The 15,187-nt window shown below is 60.4% G+C and carries 16 protein-coding genes; 7 read left to right on the top strand and 9 right to left on the bottom strand.

Going from position 1 to position 15,187, the window contains the following annotated elements; all coding sequences use genetic code 11:
- The first annotated feature begins 40 nt into the window (after positions 1-40).
- Complete coding sequence (locus GGE33_RS14345) at positions 41-1,048, top strand: class I SAM-dependent methyltransferase (protein ID WP_183823975.1); 1,008 nt, start codon at positions 41-43, stop codon at positions 1,046-1,048.
- A gap of 96 nt (positions 1,049-1,144) precedes the next feature.
- Complete coding sequence (locus GGE33_RS14340) at positions 1,145-1,795, top strand: tetratricopeptide repeat protein (RefSeq protein WP_183823973.1); 651 nt, start codon at positions 1,145-1,147, stop codon at positions 1,793-1,795.
- 22 nt (positions 1,796-1,817) lie between these two features.
- Here GGE33_RS14340 and fabI read toward each other — a convergent pair whose 3' ends face one another.
- Genes fabI through fabA form a run of 3 tightly spaced genes read right to left on the bottom strand, consistent with a single transcriptional unit; the run spans position 1,818 to position 4,413 of the window.
- Positions 1,818-2,624, bottom strand: a complete 807-nt coding sequence (fabI, locus tag GGE33_RS14335) for an enoyl-ACP reductase FabI (protein ID WP_148146261.1) — start codon at positions 2,622-2,624, stop codon at positions 1,818-1,820.
- 4 nt (positions 2,625-2,628) lie between these two features.
- On the bottom strand, positions 2,629-3,852 hold the full coding sequence (gene fabB, locus GGE33_RS14330; RefSeq protein WP_183823971.1) for a beta-ketoacyl-ACP synthase I: 1,224 nt from the start codon (positions 3,850-3,852) through the stop codon (positions 2,629-2,631).
- Positions 3,853-3,897: 45 nt separating this feature from the next.
- On the bottom strand, positions 3,898-4,413 hold the full coding sequence (gene fabA / locus GGE33_RS14325) for a 3-hydroxyacyl-[acyl-carrier-protein] dehydratase FabA (RefSeq protein WP_148146260.1): 516 nt from the start codon (positions 4,411-4,413) through the stop codon (positions 3,898-3,900).
- Positions 4,414-4,704: 291 nt separating this feature from the next.
- Between fabA and irrA the strand changes: the two genes are divergently transcribed.
- Entirely contained in the window at positions 4,705-5,121 is a 417-nt protein-coding gene (gene irrA / locus GGE33_RS14320; protein ID WP_148146259.1) for an iron response transcriptional regulator IrrA, read from the top strand.
- 61 nt (positions 5,122-5,182) lie between these two features.
- Here irrA and GGE33_RS14315 read toward each other — a convergent pair whose 3' ends face one another.
- The gene (locus GGE33_RS14315) at positions 5,183-5,842 is read right to left on the bottom strand and encodes a trimeric intracellular cation channel family protein (RefSeq protein WP_148146258.1); all 660 of its coding nucleotides are present in this window, start codon (positions 5,840-5,842) and stop codon (positions 5,183-5,185) included.
- A 170-nt stretch (positions 5,843-6,012) separates the two neighbouring features.
- On the opposite strand from GGE33_RS14315, the gene GGE33_RS14310 reads away from it, so the two are divergent.
- Complete coding sequence (locus GGE33_RS14310; RefSeq protein WP_183824174.1) at positions 6,013-6,441, top strand: hypothetical protein; 429 nt, start codon at positions 6,013-6,015, stop codon at positions 6,439-6,441.
- Here GGE33_RS14310 and GGE33_RS14305 read toward each other — a convergent pair whose 3' ends face one another.
- From GGE33_RS14305 to GGE33_RS14285, 5 genes are all read right to left on the bottom strand, one after another.
- Positions 6,442-7,230, bottom strand: coding sequence for a YdcF family protein (locus tag GGE33_RS14305; protein ID WP_183823969.1), 789 nt, complete (start codon positions 7,228-7,230; stop codon positions 6,442-6,444). It abuts the gene before it with no gap.
- A gap of 30 nt (positions 7,231-7,260) precedes the next feature.
- Complete coding sequence (locus GGE33_RS14300; protein WP_183823967.1) at positions 7,261-7,977, bottom strand: YoaK family protein; 717 nt, start codon at positions 7,975-7,977, stop codon at positions 7,261-7,263.
- Positions 7,978-8,082: 105 nt separating this feature from the next.
- A complete protein-coding gene (locus GGE33_RS14295) occupies positions 8,083-9,291 on the bottom strand; it encodes a TIGR03862 family flavoprotein (RefSeq protein ID WP_183823965.1) in 1,209 nt (402 codons plus the stop codon).
- 12 nt (positions 9,292-9,303) lie between these two features.
- Positions 9,304-10,203 carry a DMT family transporter gene (locus GGE33_RS14290; RefSeq protein WP_210303638.1) on the bottom strand — a complete coding sequence of 300 codons (900 nt, stop codon included), beginning with the start codon at positions 10,201-10,203 and terminating at the stop codon, positions 9,304-9,306.
- Positions 10,204-10,327: 124 nt separating this feature from the next.
- Entirely contained in the window at positions 10,328-11,152 is an 825-nt protein-coding gene (locus tag GGE33_RS14285) for an alpha/beta hydrolase (protein WP_183823963.1), read from the bottom strand.
- A gap of 208 nt (positions 11,153-11,360) precedes the next feature.
- On the opposite strand from GGE33_RS14285, the gene GGE33_RS14280 reads away from it, so the two are divergent.
- From GGE33_RS14280 to GGE33_RS14270, 3 genes are all read left to right on the top strand, one after another.
- Positions 11,361-12,986: an AMP-binding protein gene (locus GGE33_RS14280; protein ID WP_183823961.1), complete on the top strand. Its 1,626-nt coding sequence runs from the start codon at positions 11,361-11,363 to the stop codon at positions 12,984-12,986.
- Positions 12,987-13,114: 128 nt separating this feature from the next.
- Positions 13,115-14,251: an ABC transporter substrate-binding protein gene (locus tag GGE33_RS14275; RefSeq protein WP_183823959.1), complete on the top strand. Its 1,137-nt coding sequence runs from the start codon at positions 13,115-13,117 to the stop codon at positions 14,249-14,251.
- 9 nt (positions 14,252-14,260) lie between these two features.
- Positions 14,261-15,184, top strand: coding sequence for an ABC transporter permease subunit (locus GGE33_RS14270; protein ID WP_183823957.1), 924 nt, complete (start codon positions 14,261-14,263; stop codon positions 15,182-15,184).
- The last annotated feature ends 3 nt before the right edge of the window (positions 15,185-15,187 follow it).

The raw sequence follows: 15,187 nt of genomic DNA, 5'->3' as shown, positions 1-15,187 counted from the left end.
ATTCGTAGACGCACACACTACTCACTTAAGGTCCGCATCCATGAGCCGCGACGCCCTGAAAACTCTCTTCCATCCCTTCGTTACCGATGCCGTACCCATGCCCGGCGAAGGCGAGCGGGTGATCTTTCTCGGCGCCGAGGCCGGCAATGCAAGGCCGGAAGGCTTTGACGCGGAAATCACCTCCGTACAGCCGTTCCGCCCGCTGTTCCGCGCCCTGCGCAACGACGCCTTTCCTGAAGCAGAGGGCGAGGATTATGACGGTGCGCTGGTTCTGTGCGGCAAGCATCGCGGTGACAACGAGAACCGCATTGCGGAAGCTCTGGCGCGCGTAAAGGTCGGCGGCCTGATCGTGGTTGCTGGCGGCAAGGAAGACGGCATCCAGCCGATCCGCACCATGCTGCTAAAACTCGGCATCATTCTCGACTACGCACCGAAATATCACGGTGTCGCCATCTGGTTCGCACGGCCGGAAGACGCAAGCGATGCGATCAAGGCGTTGAAGAAGACCGCTGTAACAGTCGAGGGGCGCTTCCAGGCGGCTCCGGGCATGTTCAGCCATGATCGCGTTGATGCGGGCTCCGAGCTGCTCGCAAGCCGCTTCCCGACCGATTTCGACGGCAATGTTGCCGACTTTGGAGCGGGCTGGGGTTATCTCTCGGTGATGCTGGCGGAAAAGTCGCCGCGCGTGAACCGCATCGACCTGTTCGAGGCCGATTATCGGGCGCTCGAATTCGCCAAGCAGAACCTTGCGCATAATTGCCCCGATCTGCAGGCACGCTTCTTCTGGCAGGATCTCGGAGCCGAGCCGCCGAAGGAGAAGTATGACATGGTCATCATGAACCCGCCCTTCCACGAAGCGCAGGCTGCCGATCCGGAACTGGGTCGCACGATGATCCGCACCGCCGCTGCCGCGCTCAAGCAGGGCGGTCGCCTGATGATGGTCGCCAATCGCGGCCTGCCTTACGAGCCGGTGCTCGCCGAAGCCTTCCGCGAATACGGCGAAACCTGCCGTAACTCGAAATTCAAGGTCATGTGGGGCAAGAAGTAGCCGCCAAGGCGCTTCGAGAAAGCTCGATCGTTTCCATCCCTTGCCTAATTCACCGAATGCAAATTAAGGTTGCATTCGGTGGTGTGGGGCGCGTGAATGAAACGGTTGATCGCGGTTATTGTTATATGGCTTGCCGCCACGAATGCGGCCTTCTCTGATTCCGCGCGTATCACCTGGGAATGGTATAACGCCGCCGAGATGCATCAGGGACGCAAGGCGGCGGGTCCGGCCGACCAGAGGCTTGCTGCCCACTATTTCCGGCTTGCCGCAGACAAGGGCAATATAGCCGCCGCCTACAAGCTCGGTGAGATCTTCGAAAACGGCCAAGGCCTCGCTCCCGACCCGATACAGGCATTTCAGTGGTACATGAAGGCGGCGGCCAGGAACGACAAGCATGGCCAGCTCAAGGTCGGCTGGTGTTACCAGAAGGGCATCGCTGTCGCAGCCGATCCCGCAATCGCCGCCATCTGGTATCGCGTCGCGGCCGAAAACGACAATATCTGGGGCTATCACATGCTGGCCTTCATGCTTGCCGATGGCGAGGGCATCAAGAAGGATGTCGCGCTTGCGCGCCGCTATTTTGAGCGCAGCCTGCCGAAGACAAATGATCACTGGGCTAAATGGAAGCTGGCGCAGCTAATCGAAGCGGAAGATCCGAAGAGAGCCAAATTGTTGCTGAAAGAGGCCGCAGAGGCGGGGAACGCCCAAGCCGCTGAGGAGCTCAAACGGATTGATCTCAAGCCTTAGAACGCAATACGAGAAGCTTGGCTTACTCGGTGTCGGCCCGGCGCAGCTTGTCGAGGGTCGGCAGCGAGGTGATGCTGTAGCCGGCATCCACGTAATGCACTTCGCCGGTCACGCCGCGCGAAAGGTCGGAGAGGAGATAAAGCGCAGAGCCGCCGATATCCTCGATCGTAGCGGTACGGCGTAAGGGGGCGTTTTCCCGGTTCCAGGAATAGATCGCACGGGCATCCGAAATACCCGCTCCGGCAAGCGTGCGCACGGGGCCGGCGGAGATCGTGTTGACGCGGATGTCACGCGGGCCGTAGTCGGCCGCCAGATAGCGCACCGAGGCCTCTAGAGCAGCCTTGGCGACGCCCATGACGTTATAATTGGGAATGACGCGTTGCGAGCCGTTATAGGTCAGCGTCAGCAGCGAGCCGCCGTTAGGCATCAGCTCGACCGCCCGCTTGGCAATCTCGGTGAAGGAAAAGCAGGAAATCACCATTGTGCGGGAAAAGTTTTCGCGCGTGGTGTCGGCATAAAGGCCCTTCAGCTCGTTCTTGTCGGAAAAGCCGATCGCATGAACGAGGAAATCGAAGGAGCCCCAGCGCTCTCTGATCGCCGCGAAGGTCGCGTCGACCGAGTGCAAGTCTTCAACGTCGCAGGGGATGACGAAATCGGAGCCGATTTCTGTCGCAAGCGGCCTTACCCGCTTGCCCAAGGCCTCACCCTGATAGGTGAAGGCCAGTTCCGCGCCCTGGGCGGACAAGGCTTTTGCAATGCCCCAGGCGATCGAATGGTTGTTCGCGACCCCCATGATGAGGCCGCGCTTCCCCTGCATGATACCCGTCATGGGTTTATCCGTTGTAGCGCTGGAATACGAGCGTTGCGTTGGTGCCGCCGAAACCGAACGAGTTCGACAGAACCGTGTCGATCTTGGCATTGTCGATGCGCTTGCGCACGATCGGCACGCCGTCGAATTCGGGATCGAGGTTCTGGATATGCGCGCTTTCGCCGATGAAGCCGGCCTGCATCATCAGAAGGCCGTAGATCGATTCCTGCACGCCGGCAGCACCGAGCGAATGGCCGGTCAGCGACTTGGTCGACTGGATATGCGGGATCTTGTCCTTGAAGACTTCGCGGATCGCACCGATTTCCTTCGAGTCGCCTACCGGCGTCGAGGTGCCGTGGGTGTTGATGTAATCGACTTCGCCCTTCACCGTTGACAGTGCCTGGCGCATGCAGCGGATCGCGCCTTCGCCCGACGGAGCGACCATGTCGTAGCCGTCCGACGTTGCGCCGTAACCGGTGATTTCGGCATAGATCTTGGCGCCACGAGCCTTGGCATGTTCCAGCTCTTCGAGAACCAGCACGCCTGCACCGCCGGCGATGACGAAACCGTCGCGATCGGCGTCATAGGCGCGCGAGGCATTGGCTGCGTTATCGTTATACTTCGAAGACATGGCGCCCATCGCGTCGAACAGGTTCGACATGGTCCAGTCGAGATCTTCGTGGCCGCCGGCGAACATGATGTCCTGCTTGCCCCACTGGATCATTTCAGCAGCATTGCCGATGCAATGTGCCGAGGTCGAGCAGGCCGACGAGATCGAGTAGTTGACGCCGTGGATCTTGAACCATGTGGCAAGCGTTGCCGATGCCGTGGAGGACATCGCCTTCGGCACGGCGAACGGGCCGATACGCTTCGGGCTGTTGTTCTTGAGCGTGATGTCGGCGGCTTCGATCAGCGTGCGGGTAGAAGGACCGCCCGAACCCATGATGATGCCGGCACGCTCGTTTTCGGCATAATCTTTTTCTTCCAGGCCGCTGTCTGCCAGCGCCTGCTTCATCGCGACATGGTTCCAGGCGCCGCCCTGGCTAAGAAAGCGCATGGCGCGGCGATCGACGAGTTCCGTCGTGTCGATATTCGGCTTTCCCCAGACCTGGCACTTGAAGCCGTGCTCCGCGAAATCGGGAGAAAAGGAGATGCCGGATTTCGCAGCCCTCAAGGATTCGGTGACTTCGCCTGCGTCGTTACCGATCGAGGACACGATACCGAGGCCCGTGACAACTACCCGTCTCATTTGCTGTAACCCTTGTTGTTTCCGTCAGTTGGCCTTGAGTTTGCCTCAGGCCGTCTTGTCCTTGGACAGGCCGACGCGAAGGTCGGTTGCCTGATAGATAGTTTCTCCATCGGCCTTCAGCCAGCCGTCAGCGGTGCCGAGCACGAGCCGGCCTTTCATGACGCGCTTGAAGTCGATGCCGAATTCGAGAAGCTTGGTGGTCGGGCGGATCATGCCCTTGAACTTCACTTCGCCGGTCGAAAGCGCCATGCCGCGGCCTTCTTCGCCCAGCCAGCCGAGGAAGAAGCCGGTCAGCTGCCACATGCCGTCGAGGCCGAGGCAGCCCGGCATGATCGGGTTGCCTTCGAAATGGCAGGGGAAGTACCAGTCGTCAGGCTTCACGTCGTATTCCGCGCGAATGTAGCCCTTGTCGAAAGCGCCGCCGGTCTCTGAAATATCGGTGATACGGTGGACCATCAGCATCGGCGGCAGCGGCAATTGCGCGTTACCCGGCCCGAAGAGCTCACCATGTGCGCAGGCGAGAATTTCTTCGTAATTGAAGCTGGATTGTCTGGTCGTCATCGAATTCCGCATCCCCTATGATCGCTAGGTCAGGCGGGCCAAGCCCTGTTTCAGGCACAGCCATGATTGAAGCGTTGAACATTCCGGGTCCGGGATATTGGGCCTTGGAACATCATTTTGTCACGTCCGCATATAGGAACCGGAGCGTGCAAACCAGAGGGACGGGCATAAAATCCGAATATTTGCGGCATTGCGTGCGCATCCGACGCGGGAAACTGTTGAAACTCAAGCCGCCAAAAGTTATATCCGAAACTTGAGAAGTATCGCGAGTTGCAGGAGCTCCAGATCAGAATGGCAGAAGCCATACCCGAAATCGAAGTGAAGTTGCGCCATCATGGCCTGCGGCCGACACGGCAGCGCGTCGCGCTGGGCGATCTTCTTTTTGCCAAGGGTGACCGCCACCTGACGGTCGAGGAACTGCACGAGGAAGCGATCATCGCAGGCGTGCCGGTCTCATTGGCAACCGTCTACAACACGCTTCACCAATTTACCGAAGCCGGCCTGATCCGCGTTCTCGCCGTCGAAGGCGCCAAGACCTATTTCGACACCAACACGTCGGACCACCACCATTTCTTCATCGAAGGCCGCAATGAGGTCATGGACCTTCCTGTTGGCAACCTGGAGATCGGCAACCTGCCGGAACCTCCGGAAGGCATGGAGATCGCCCATGTGGACGTCGTCATCCGCCTGCGCGAAAAGCGCTCCTGACGCTTGAGGGCATCCCGGCAAAACCGGGCACCGGTTTTGCTGAAATTGCATTGAGGCAGCTCTAGCGGCGTTTTTTCCTTTTGCTTGACTTCAGAGCCTCTTCGGGAGGCCTGCCTGGTCGCGACATATAGCGCGGCAGGGTCCAGCCGTAGTGGAGCGCGCCGCCGCGGAGCGCAAAGGAAATCACCACACCGCAGCCGGCGCTGACGAAAAGCGGCTGGCCCATGGCGTGTACGGCCGTAAAGGTTGCGGCTCCAGCAAGCGCTGACGTGATGTAGATTTCCGGACGCAACAGTACCGAGGGCTCGTTTGCCAGAACGTCGCGTAACACGCCGCCCAGGGTCGCGGTCATCACGCCGGTGACGATCGCAATCGTTGGCGATCCGGTTGCGGCCATGCCCTTGGCGGCGCCGAGCACGCAGTAGGCGGCAAGGCCGATCGCATCCAGCCACAAAAGCAGCTTGTAACGCGATTCCACGTAATAGGCGGTGAAATAGACGAAGGCGCCGGTGGCGACGCAGATGAGAATGTAGATCGGATCGATGACCCAGAACACCGGGCGACCGAGGATCAGATCACGCACGGTTCCTCCGCCCGATCCGGTCACCGCGGCAAAGAAAAGGAAGCCGATGAGATCGAGTTCCTTGCGCGAGGCGGCAAGCGCGCCGGTTGCTGCAAATACCGCAACGCCCATATAATCGAGTATCATCAGCAGCGGCATGTCATTCTCCAGCGTCGCGCAAGTGCTCGGGGCTAATGGTTGAGGACAATAATTCGTGTCCTGCATATACGTAATTCGTGCTGCAGCGTCATAAACAGATCAATTTGCCTGTGGTGAACGCCGTGAAGAAGCATTTTGTCGCGATAATCCAAGCCATTGCCCTTCTGGTGATGATGCCCGTGATGGCATCGGCCCAGCAACAGCTGCTGCAAGATCCGGAAATGTTCGAAAAGGGGTTCTTCAGGAAAAGCTGCAAGACGGTCGATTTCGGGCCGAATTTCGTCAAGCGCTTCGATATTAACAACGACAATATTACCGATGTCGTTATCGATCACAGCGACATGACCTGTGACGGCGTTCGCGGACCAAGATGCAATCAGGATGGCTGCCCGCAGAATTTCTATGTCCAGGCCAAGGAGGGCGGTTACATCATGATCGCCACCGCCCAGGTCTACGGCTACGATTTCGTCCAGTATTTTGGCAACATGGTCTTCATGTTCCAGATGCATCCACGCTTCTGCGAACGCACCGATGCGGTACCTTGCGAAATGCGCGTTCGTGTTCGCGGAACGAAATTCGTCACGATCTCCAAGAAATAGCTATCGCGGCAAGAACGAGCCGATCCGGCCCGTCAGATAATAGGCGGCAAGGCTCATCCACTCCCGCGCGGCAGTCGTGGTGATCTGGGCGTTGAGCGCCGGCTGGGTAAAGTCCAGGCCAAGTCCCACTACGCCGCTGGTGCGATAATCGACCGGCCAAGGCGTGATCGTGATACCGGCCTTGGCGAACAGCCCGACCGAGCGCGGCATGTGAAAGGCCGAGGTGATCAGCAGGCAGTTTTCCAACCCCTGAGCTTTCAAGAGTTCGGCTGTGTTGAGGCTGTTCTCGTAGGTCGTGCGCGACGTGTTTTCCTTGATCAGCCGCTCGGGAGAAATGCCGAAGGCCGAGAAGAAGCGTTCCGCCGTCTGCGCCTCGCCCTCGAAAGTGCCGCTGATCGACCCGTCACCGCCTGAAATCAGGATGCGTGCTTCAGGGTAGTTGCGAGCAAGCCTCAGGGCCTCGACGAAGCGGTCGGCCGACTGGTTGAGCTCCATGCCGCCCCGCGCCGTGTTGATCTCGTTGTCGAAGGCGCCGCCGAGGATGATCATGCACGAGACCTCGGCAAGATCCTTTGCTTGTCTTTCAAACCGTGCTTCGAGAACCTGCAATGCCACCACACCCGTTGTCGTGAACAGCGTGATGAAAAGCACAAGCGCCGCAAGACATGCCGAGAGGCCGGAAAGCCTTCGCCAGCCGACGAAGGCAAGTGCTGCCGCTAGCGTCGCTAGCAGGAAGGCGATGGAAAGCGGTTGGGCGAAAACCCAGAACAATTTGGAGAGAAGAAACATGGACGCTCGCGAATTCGATTCGCGCGCAGTTTACAGCGCGTCGCGGCGGCGGTGAACGATCGGCTGCTGGAAATGCAGGTGAAGCGGGCGTGGCAGCGCCCTTGTGGCAAGTGCGACGACGATGGTCAGCATGGCGACGATAGACAGAGCATCCTTGCCCATTGAATGGGTGATGAAGGCTCCGGTCACGGCGCCTGCCGCCATGCCGGTCCATGGCACGGTCTGGATCAGCCAGCCGCGCGGATTGCGATCGCCGATCATCCATCGCCCTATGCCACGGCCGAAGCGGGACAATGCCCCGGTAATGTAGGTCAGCCCGATCGGCAGGCCTTCGATCTGTTCAACGGTCGCGTTGATCAGACCCATGGACAGCACGACCAAATAGAATTGCACGCGCAGGTAATCCGCCGGCAGTACCGAGGCGCCTGCAAGCAGGATTGCCACGGTCGACAGCACCACGAAGGCGCGCCGCGCCGAGACACGGTGGGCAAGCACGATGCCGAGCGCATTGCCAAGAATGAAGACCCATATCGCGCCGAACAGGGTCAGTGCGTGAGTGTAATCGCCATCGGCAACGGATATTGCCGCGCGCGTTGTGTTGCCGCTCATGAAGGAGACGAAATCGCCGGAGAGGATGAGGCCGATCGCATCTGTCATGCCGGCAATGAAGGAAACCGCAGCCACAAGCGCCAAACCGGTTGTGGTCCGCCGTTTGCGGATGATGTGTCGACGTCTCTGGCGTGTCATCTGACGAGCGTGGTTGGGGTGTATTTCCGGGCAATCTGCCGCAAAACGGCTTCACGGCATTGATCCATGACAATAGCGGCAGAAAGGGTCGCAGTCCTGCCCAAACTAACTGTCCGACAGCCAGTCCCGGATGCCGCGTGCGGCCGCCCGCCCGGTGGCAAGGCAGGCTGTCAGAAGATATCCGCCGGTCGGCGCTTCCCAGTCGATCATTTCACCGGTTGCGAACAATCCGGGGCGGGATTTCAGCATGTAGCGCTCGTCGATGTCGCTCCAGGCAATACCGCCAGCCGACGAGATTGCCTCGGCAATCGGGCGGGGGCGCAAAACCGGGATCGGCAATGCCTTGATTAACTCGGCGAGTTGTTCCGGCGCCAGGCGATTGGCATTCGCGGATAGTTCGCGCAGCAATGCGGCCTTCACGCCATCCAGCCCCGCCCCTTTGCGCAGCCGGTTGGAAAAGCTCGCCTTGGCATCCTGTCTGGCAAGATCGCGGGCGAGGCGATCCTGCGTTCGGCCCGGCATCAGATCGACGGTAAGCGTGGCCTTCCCGTCACGCAGAACCCGGTCGCGCAGTGCGGCCGAATGGGCATAGACGAGACTGCCCTCAATCCCGTGTTTCGAGATGACGAATTCGCCCGGATTGGTGCCGGCATCAGATGTGGTGGAGACAGATTTAAGCGGTGCCCCGGCGAAGCGCTCGACGAAGATTTCGCTCCAGCCGACATCGAAGCCGCAATTGGCCGGCTGCAGTTCGCGAACGGCTATGCCCTGATCCTTCAGCCACGGCACCCAGGCGGCGTCTGAGCCAAGCCGCGGCCAGCTCGCGCCACCGAGGGCCAGAAGCGTGGCGTCGGGCCGGATGGTGACTTCGCCATCCGGGGTCGCGAAGCGATATCCGTCTGCATCAAAGCCGGTCCAACGGTGCCGGGTCTTGAGTGTGACACCCTGTGTTTCCAGCCGCTTCAGCCATGCGCGCAGCAGCGGAGAGGCTTTCATCACCGTCGGGAAAACCCGGCCGGATGTGCCGACGAATGTTTCCGTGCCGAGCTCCGCCGCCCATCGGCGCACATCATCCGGCGTAAACGCATCGAGCGCCGGGCGCAGGCGAGGCGAGGCTTGGCCGAAACGTTCGGCAAAACGAGCAAAATCCTCCGAATGGGTGATGTTCAGCCCGGACTTGCCGGCCAGCAGGAATTTGCGCGCGAAGGTCGGCATCGCGTCGTAGACAGTCACGGCAAGACCAGCCGCGGAAAGCTGTTCCGCCGCCGCAAGCCCGGCCGGGCCGCCGCCGATGATTGCGATTGTCTTGGTCATGGGCTCAGTCAGTCAGAGGCTTTGCTGTGGTGCTGCGGGAAGTGGCCCGCGGCTGCGTCTAAATTCGACGAAGATGTGCCCGAAGAGCGCGACAAGCACAATGGGGCCGCCGATCAGAGTGGCCTGTGGTGGTATTTCGGCCATGAACATCCACACCCAAAGCGGCGTGAGGGGCACTTCCAGCGCAATAATGAGGCTGGCATCCGCCGCCGGAATGCGGCGTGCACCAAACGTGTAGAGAATGAGGCCAAGCGCGTTCTGCATGATGCCGAACAGGAAGATCAGCGTCATATCCTGCCCGGTGGCGGTGCCAGGGCTGGCGAACCAGAAGGTGACGGCCGAGCAGAGATAGGCGGAAAACGCCATGGCCGGCAGCATCGGCACATCACGGTGCTGGCGCATGATGACGGCAAGTGCTGCGACCGTCAGCGTCATGATGCCCGCCAGTCCCTTGCCGAGCATCGATCCGCCACCGCCTGCGTCCGTCAGCATGACGGCGACGCCGGCGAAGGCGATTGTGCTGGCGATCAGGGTCGAGCGGCTGGCCCTTTCACCGATGACCAGGAAGGCGACCCCGGCGGTGACGAAGGGCACGGTCGCATAGATGACCATCGCATCGGCAACCGAGGTGTAGTAGATGGAGCCGAGGCCGGAAATCATGCTGCCGGCGGAAAACAGGGTGGCGAGGATCGTCGGCCAGCGAATTGCCTTCAGGATCGGCCAGGCGCGGTCCCGTTCCAGATAGAAGAAGAACAGCAGCGTCGCCGTGCCCGAGACCAGCCCGCGCAGAAATATGATCGTGGGAAGATCCGTCTCGATCGCCCGCATGAACAGGCCCGACAAAGACCAGGCCAGCGCCGACAGGCCGACATAGATCACACCGAGGCGATACTGGCGGTCTTCGCTGGACATGATTGTGGCCCCGGCAGGAATGAAAGAAAACCGGGACGTTAATCCCGGCTTCCAATCGTCACAAGCGCCGCTTGCGCACTCCCATGCCGCAAACGCATCATACCGGACCGGCGTGCACAGGTTCTCACGTCAGCAGTGCTTCCGTCAGCGGGTGATGCGGATCGGCAAGACCGTCGAGAATGTTGAAATGATGACGGTCGGGCTCCTCGACGCAATCCGTTTCGGCTCCCAGCCCCTTCCAGATATTGGCGAGAAGTGCGTTCTGGCGCAGGAATTCCGAGCGCTCCGCTCCGCCGACCCAGCAGGTAACGCGGGTGCGTGACAACGGTTCGAGAAGGACGGGGCTCTCGAGATAGGCTTCCTCGATATCGATCTGCTGCATCTTGTTCATCTGCGTCGTGATGAGCGGCCGCAGGTCATGGACGCCCGAGATCGACACGACATTGACGATCCGCTTGCGGACTTCTTCCGGCAGAGGAGACGTCGCGCTGACCATGCGGGTGACGAGATGCCCGCCGGCGGAATGCCCGGTGAGCCGGATCGGGCCGGAGACGATCCCCGCTGCGGCCTCGATGGCTTTTCCGATCTCTTTCGTGATGCCCGAGATCCGATTTTCGGGTGCCAGCGTGTAGCTCGGCATTGCCACGGCATACCCGGTTTCCACTGCGCCATGGGCGAGATGCGAAAAATAGCTGTTGTCGAGCCGGATCCAGAAGCCGCCATGGATAAAAACGACGAGGCCGATCGGATCACCGGCCGGCAGGAACAGGTCGAAACGATTTCGCGGCTTGTCGCCGTAGCTCAGGTTGAGCTTTGCCTGTCCGGTCTCGGCCATGCGCTCGCGATAGGTCTTTGCCGGTTCCGCCCAGGCATCCGGCCAGCGATCGCCCTGCGGAATGTTGATGCCGTTGGCATAGGCGTCGTCCCAGTCGATGATCTTGTGGCGCATCCGGCTCTCCTTGAACGTGCTCTCGTGCCCCAGACATACCGCATTGCAGGCCGCTGGCTAGCCCTCCGGCTCCAAAGAATGACGCGAAAACAGATGCTTCCGAAAAATATTACAAACTTAAAATTTCTCTCTTGCCAGTCCCGGAACTCGGTGCAATTCTGGACAAAAGGCAAAAAGCCACATCGATAAGAATAATGGGAACGTGATTATGCTGGGACCGTCAGGCCATCAGGATACCTATGCCCGCGATAACCTTCCGCCCATCGAAGAATGGCCGGAAATAAGGCTCGATGGCTTCCAATACCCCGAATGGATGAATGCCGGCGTCGAGCTGACCGACCGTATGGTCGAGCGTGGTTTCGGCGACCATACGGCGCTGATCGGCAACGGCCGGCAACGCACCTACAAGGAACTGACCGACTGGACGAACCGCATCGCCCGGGCGCTGACCGAGGACTATGGGGTCAGACCGGGTAACCGCATTTTGATCCGCTCGGCCAACAATCCGGCCATGGTCGCCTGCTGGCTGGCTGCGACCAAGGCCGGTGCCGTCGTCGTCAACACCATGCCGATGCTGCGCGCCGGTGAACTCGCCAAGATCATCGACAAGGCGCAGGTGACGCTGGCGCTGTGCGACACTAGGCTAATGGATGAGCTGATTGCCGCCGCCAAGGAAAGCGACACTCTTACTCAGGTGATCGGCTTCGACGGCACAGCCAATCACGATGCTGAACTCGATCGTGCGGCTCTGAACAAGCCGGTGAAGTTCGAGGCGATAAAGACCGGTCGAGACGACGTGGCGCTGCTTGGCTTCACCTCCGGTTCGACCGGCGTGCCCAAGGCGACAATGCATTTCCATCGCGATATCCTGATCATTGCCGATGCATATGCGCGTGAAGTCTTGAACGTTCGCCCGGACGATGTTTTCGTCGGCTCGCCGCCGCTCGCCTTCACCTTCGGGCTTGGCGGCCTGGCCGTCTTCCCGCTGCGTTTCGGCGCAAGTGCTGCGCTTCTCGAAAACGCATCGCCGCCGAAACTGATCGAGATCATCGAGACGCATAAGGCGACCATCTGTTTCACCGCGCCGACTGCCTATCGCGCCATGCTTTCGGCAATGGATAGCGGCGCGGATTTGTCGTCGCTCCGGATCGCGGTCTCCGCCGGCGAAACCTTGCCGGGGCCGGTTTTCGACGAGTGGATGCGCAAGACCGGCACGCCGATCCTCGACGGCATCGGCGGCACAGAAATGCTGCACATCTTCATCTCCAACCGGCTGAACGACTTTCGAGCGTCCAGCACCGGCAAGCCGCTGATGGGTTATCAGGCGATGGTGGTGGATGACGATCTGAACGAGGTGCCGCGCGGCACACCCGGCCATCTCGTCGTGCGCGGCCCGATCGGCTGCCGCTATCTCGCCGACGACCGCCAGAAAAACTTCGTCCGTGGCGGCTGGAACGTCACCGGCGATACGTTCGTAGAGGACGTGGACGGTTATTTTCATTTCGCCGCCCGTTCCGACGACATGATCGTCTCTGGCGGCTACAACATTGCCGGTCCCGAAGTGGAGGCGGCGCTTCTGAAGCACGAGGCGGTGCAGGAATGCGCGGTGATCGGTGTACCGGACGAGGATCGCGGCATGATCGTCGAGGCGCATGTGGTGCTCGTAGCAGGTTCCGACCCGTGCGACGCCATGGCGAAGCTTCTGCAGGAACATGTGAAGGCGGTGATCGCGCCTTACAAATATCCGCGCTCGGTCATCTTCACCGACACGCTTCCGAAGACCGAATCCGGCAAGATCCAGCGCTTCCGTCTGAAGCAGGCTCTTTCGGCGTAAATTACGCTCCCACCGGCGAAATCGTCCTTTTCGACGGTGGAAGTTTCTGTGTGAATGTGGAAGGTAACGGTTCCGCCACGGTGAACTCGCCGGGCGACAGGGGAACGACAAAAAAGGGGAGTACCGCAATGAAGAAAATGCTGGCAGCCGCCACGATGGCGCTCAGCCTCGGTGCATCGGGTCTGGCAATGGCCGAGCCGCTCAAGATCGGCATGATCACCACGCTTTCGGGCGGCGGTGCAGGCCTCGGTGTCGATACCCGTGACGGCTTCATGCTGGCGATCAAACAATCCGGCAACAAGGACATCACCGTCGTTACCGAGGACGACGCGCAGAAGCCGGAACTTGCGGTACAGATCGCCGACAAGATGATCCAGAGCGATCAGGTCGACGTGCTGACCGGCATCGTCTGGTCGAACCTTCTGATGGCGGTCGTGCCGGGCGCGGTCGCGCAGGGGAAATTCTACGTGTCCACCAATGCAGCACCTGCGGCACTCGCCGGCCAGGGCTGCAACAAGCTCTATTTCAACGCCGCCTACCAGAACGACAATCTTCATGAGGCAATGGGCGAATACGCCGCCAAGACCTACAAGAAGATGTTCATCCTCGCCCCGAACTATCCGGCCGGCAAGGATAGTCTCACCGGCTTCAAGCGTTATTACAAGGGCGAGCTGGCCGGCGAAGTCTATACCAAGGTCGGCCAGACGGATTATGCAGCCGAAATCGCCCAGATGCGCGCATCCGGTGCCGATGGCATCTTCGTCTTCCTGCCCGGCGGCATGGGCATTTCCTTCATGAAGCAGTTCGCCCAGTCGGGTGTAAAGATCCCGGTCATGGGCCCGGGCTTCTCCTTCAGCCAGGACGTTCTTCCGGCGATCGGTGACGCGGCGCTCGGCGCCAAGGCATCCGGCCAGTGGGCGCCTGACTTCGACACCGACGTCAGCAAGAAGTTCGTTGCCGATTTCCAGAAGGAATATAACCGCCTTCCGTCCATCTACGCCGTGCAGGCCTATGATGCGGCACAGCTGATCCTGTCGGCCGCCGGAAAGGCCAGCGTCAAGGATGCCGATGCATTCCGTAACGAACTCCTGAAGGCCGACATCCAGTCGCCACGCGGAAACTTCAAGTTCAACACCAACCAGCATCCGATCCAGGACATCTACCTGACGGAAGTGGTGAAGAAGGACGGCGTTCTGACCAACAAGACGGTCGAAAAGATCTTCACCGATCACGGTGATGCCTATGCCAAAGACTGCAAGATCTAAGGCCTAGATGTGACCATCGCACTTGCTCTCGAGCAGTTGCTGAACGGCATCCAGCTCGGCGTCATGTTGTTTCTCATGGCCGCCGGGCTGACGCTGATCTTCGGCGTCATGGGCCTCATCAACCTTGCTCACGGTTCTCTCTACATGGTCGGCGCTTTCGCCTGCGCCGCTGTCGCTGCCTGGACGGGATCGTTCTGGCTCGGCCTGATCGCCAGCCTCGCCTGTGCCGCCGCGGCCGGTGCTGTCGTAGAACTCGCCGTCATCCGCAGGCTTTATGACCGCGATCATCTCGATCAGGTTCTGGCGACCTTCGCGCTGATCCTGATCTTTTCCGAAGGCACCCGCTGGCTGTTCGGCGATTTCCCGCTCTATCTCGACATCCCCCCACTGCTGCAGGGTATCGTCAGCCTGCCGGGAGACGCGAGTTATCCGGTTTACCGTCTGGCGATCATTGCCGTCGGTGCGCTGATCGCGCTCGGCCTTTACTTGCTGATCGGAAAAACCCGTCTCGGCATGCGCATTCGCGCCGGCGAAAGCGACCGCGAGATGATCGGCGCGCTCGGCGTCGACATCCGCACGCTCTACACGCTGGTTTTCTCGCTCGGGTCGGCACTCGCAGGCCTCGCCGGAGCACTCGTCGGCGCGCTGCAATCGGTGCAGGTCGGCATGGGTGAGCCGGTGCTGATCCTCGCCTTCGTCGTCATCGTCATCGGTGGCATCGGCTCGATCAAGGGCGCGCTTTATGGCGCGCTGCTGGTCGGCGTGACGGATACGCTCGGGCGTTTTCTTCTGCCGCAGTTTCTGGCGCTGTTCGTCGACCCTTCTCAAGCCGGCATGATCGGCGGGGCGATGGCCTCGATGCTGATCTATGTCGTCATGGCCGTCATTCTGGCCGTCAAACCGCGCGGGCTTTTCCCGCCGGCCCATGCGTGAGGC

It is taken from the genome of Aliirhizobium cellulosilyticum (assembly GCF_014198105.1).
Classification (GTDB): domain Bacteria; phylum Pseudomonadota; class Alphaproteobacteria; order Rhizobiales; family Rhizobiaceae; genus Neorhizobium; species Neorhizobium cellulosilyticum.
The sequence above is the reverse complement of the archived record's forward strand: the minus strand, read 5'-3'. Positions and strand labels throughout refer to the sequence as shown.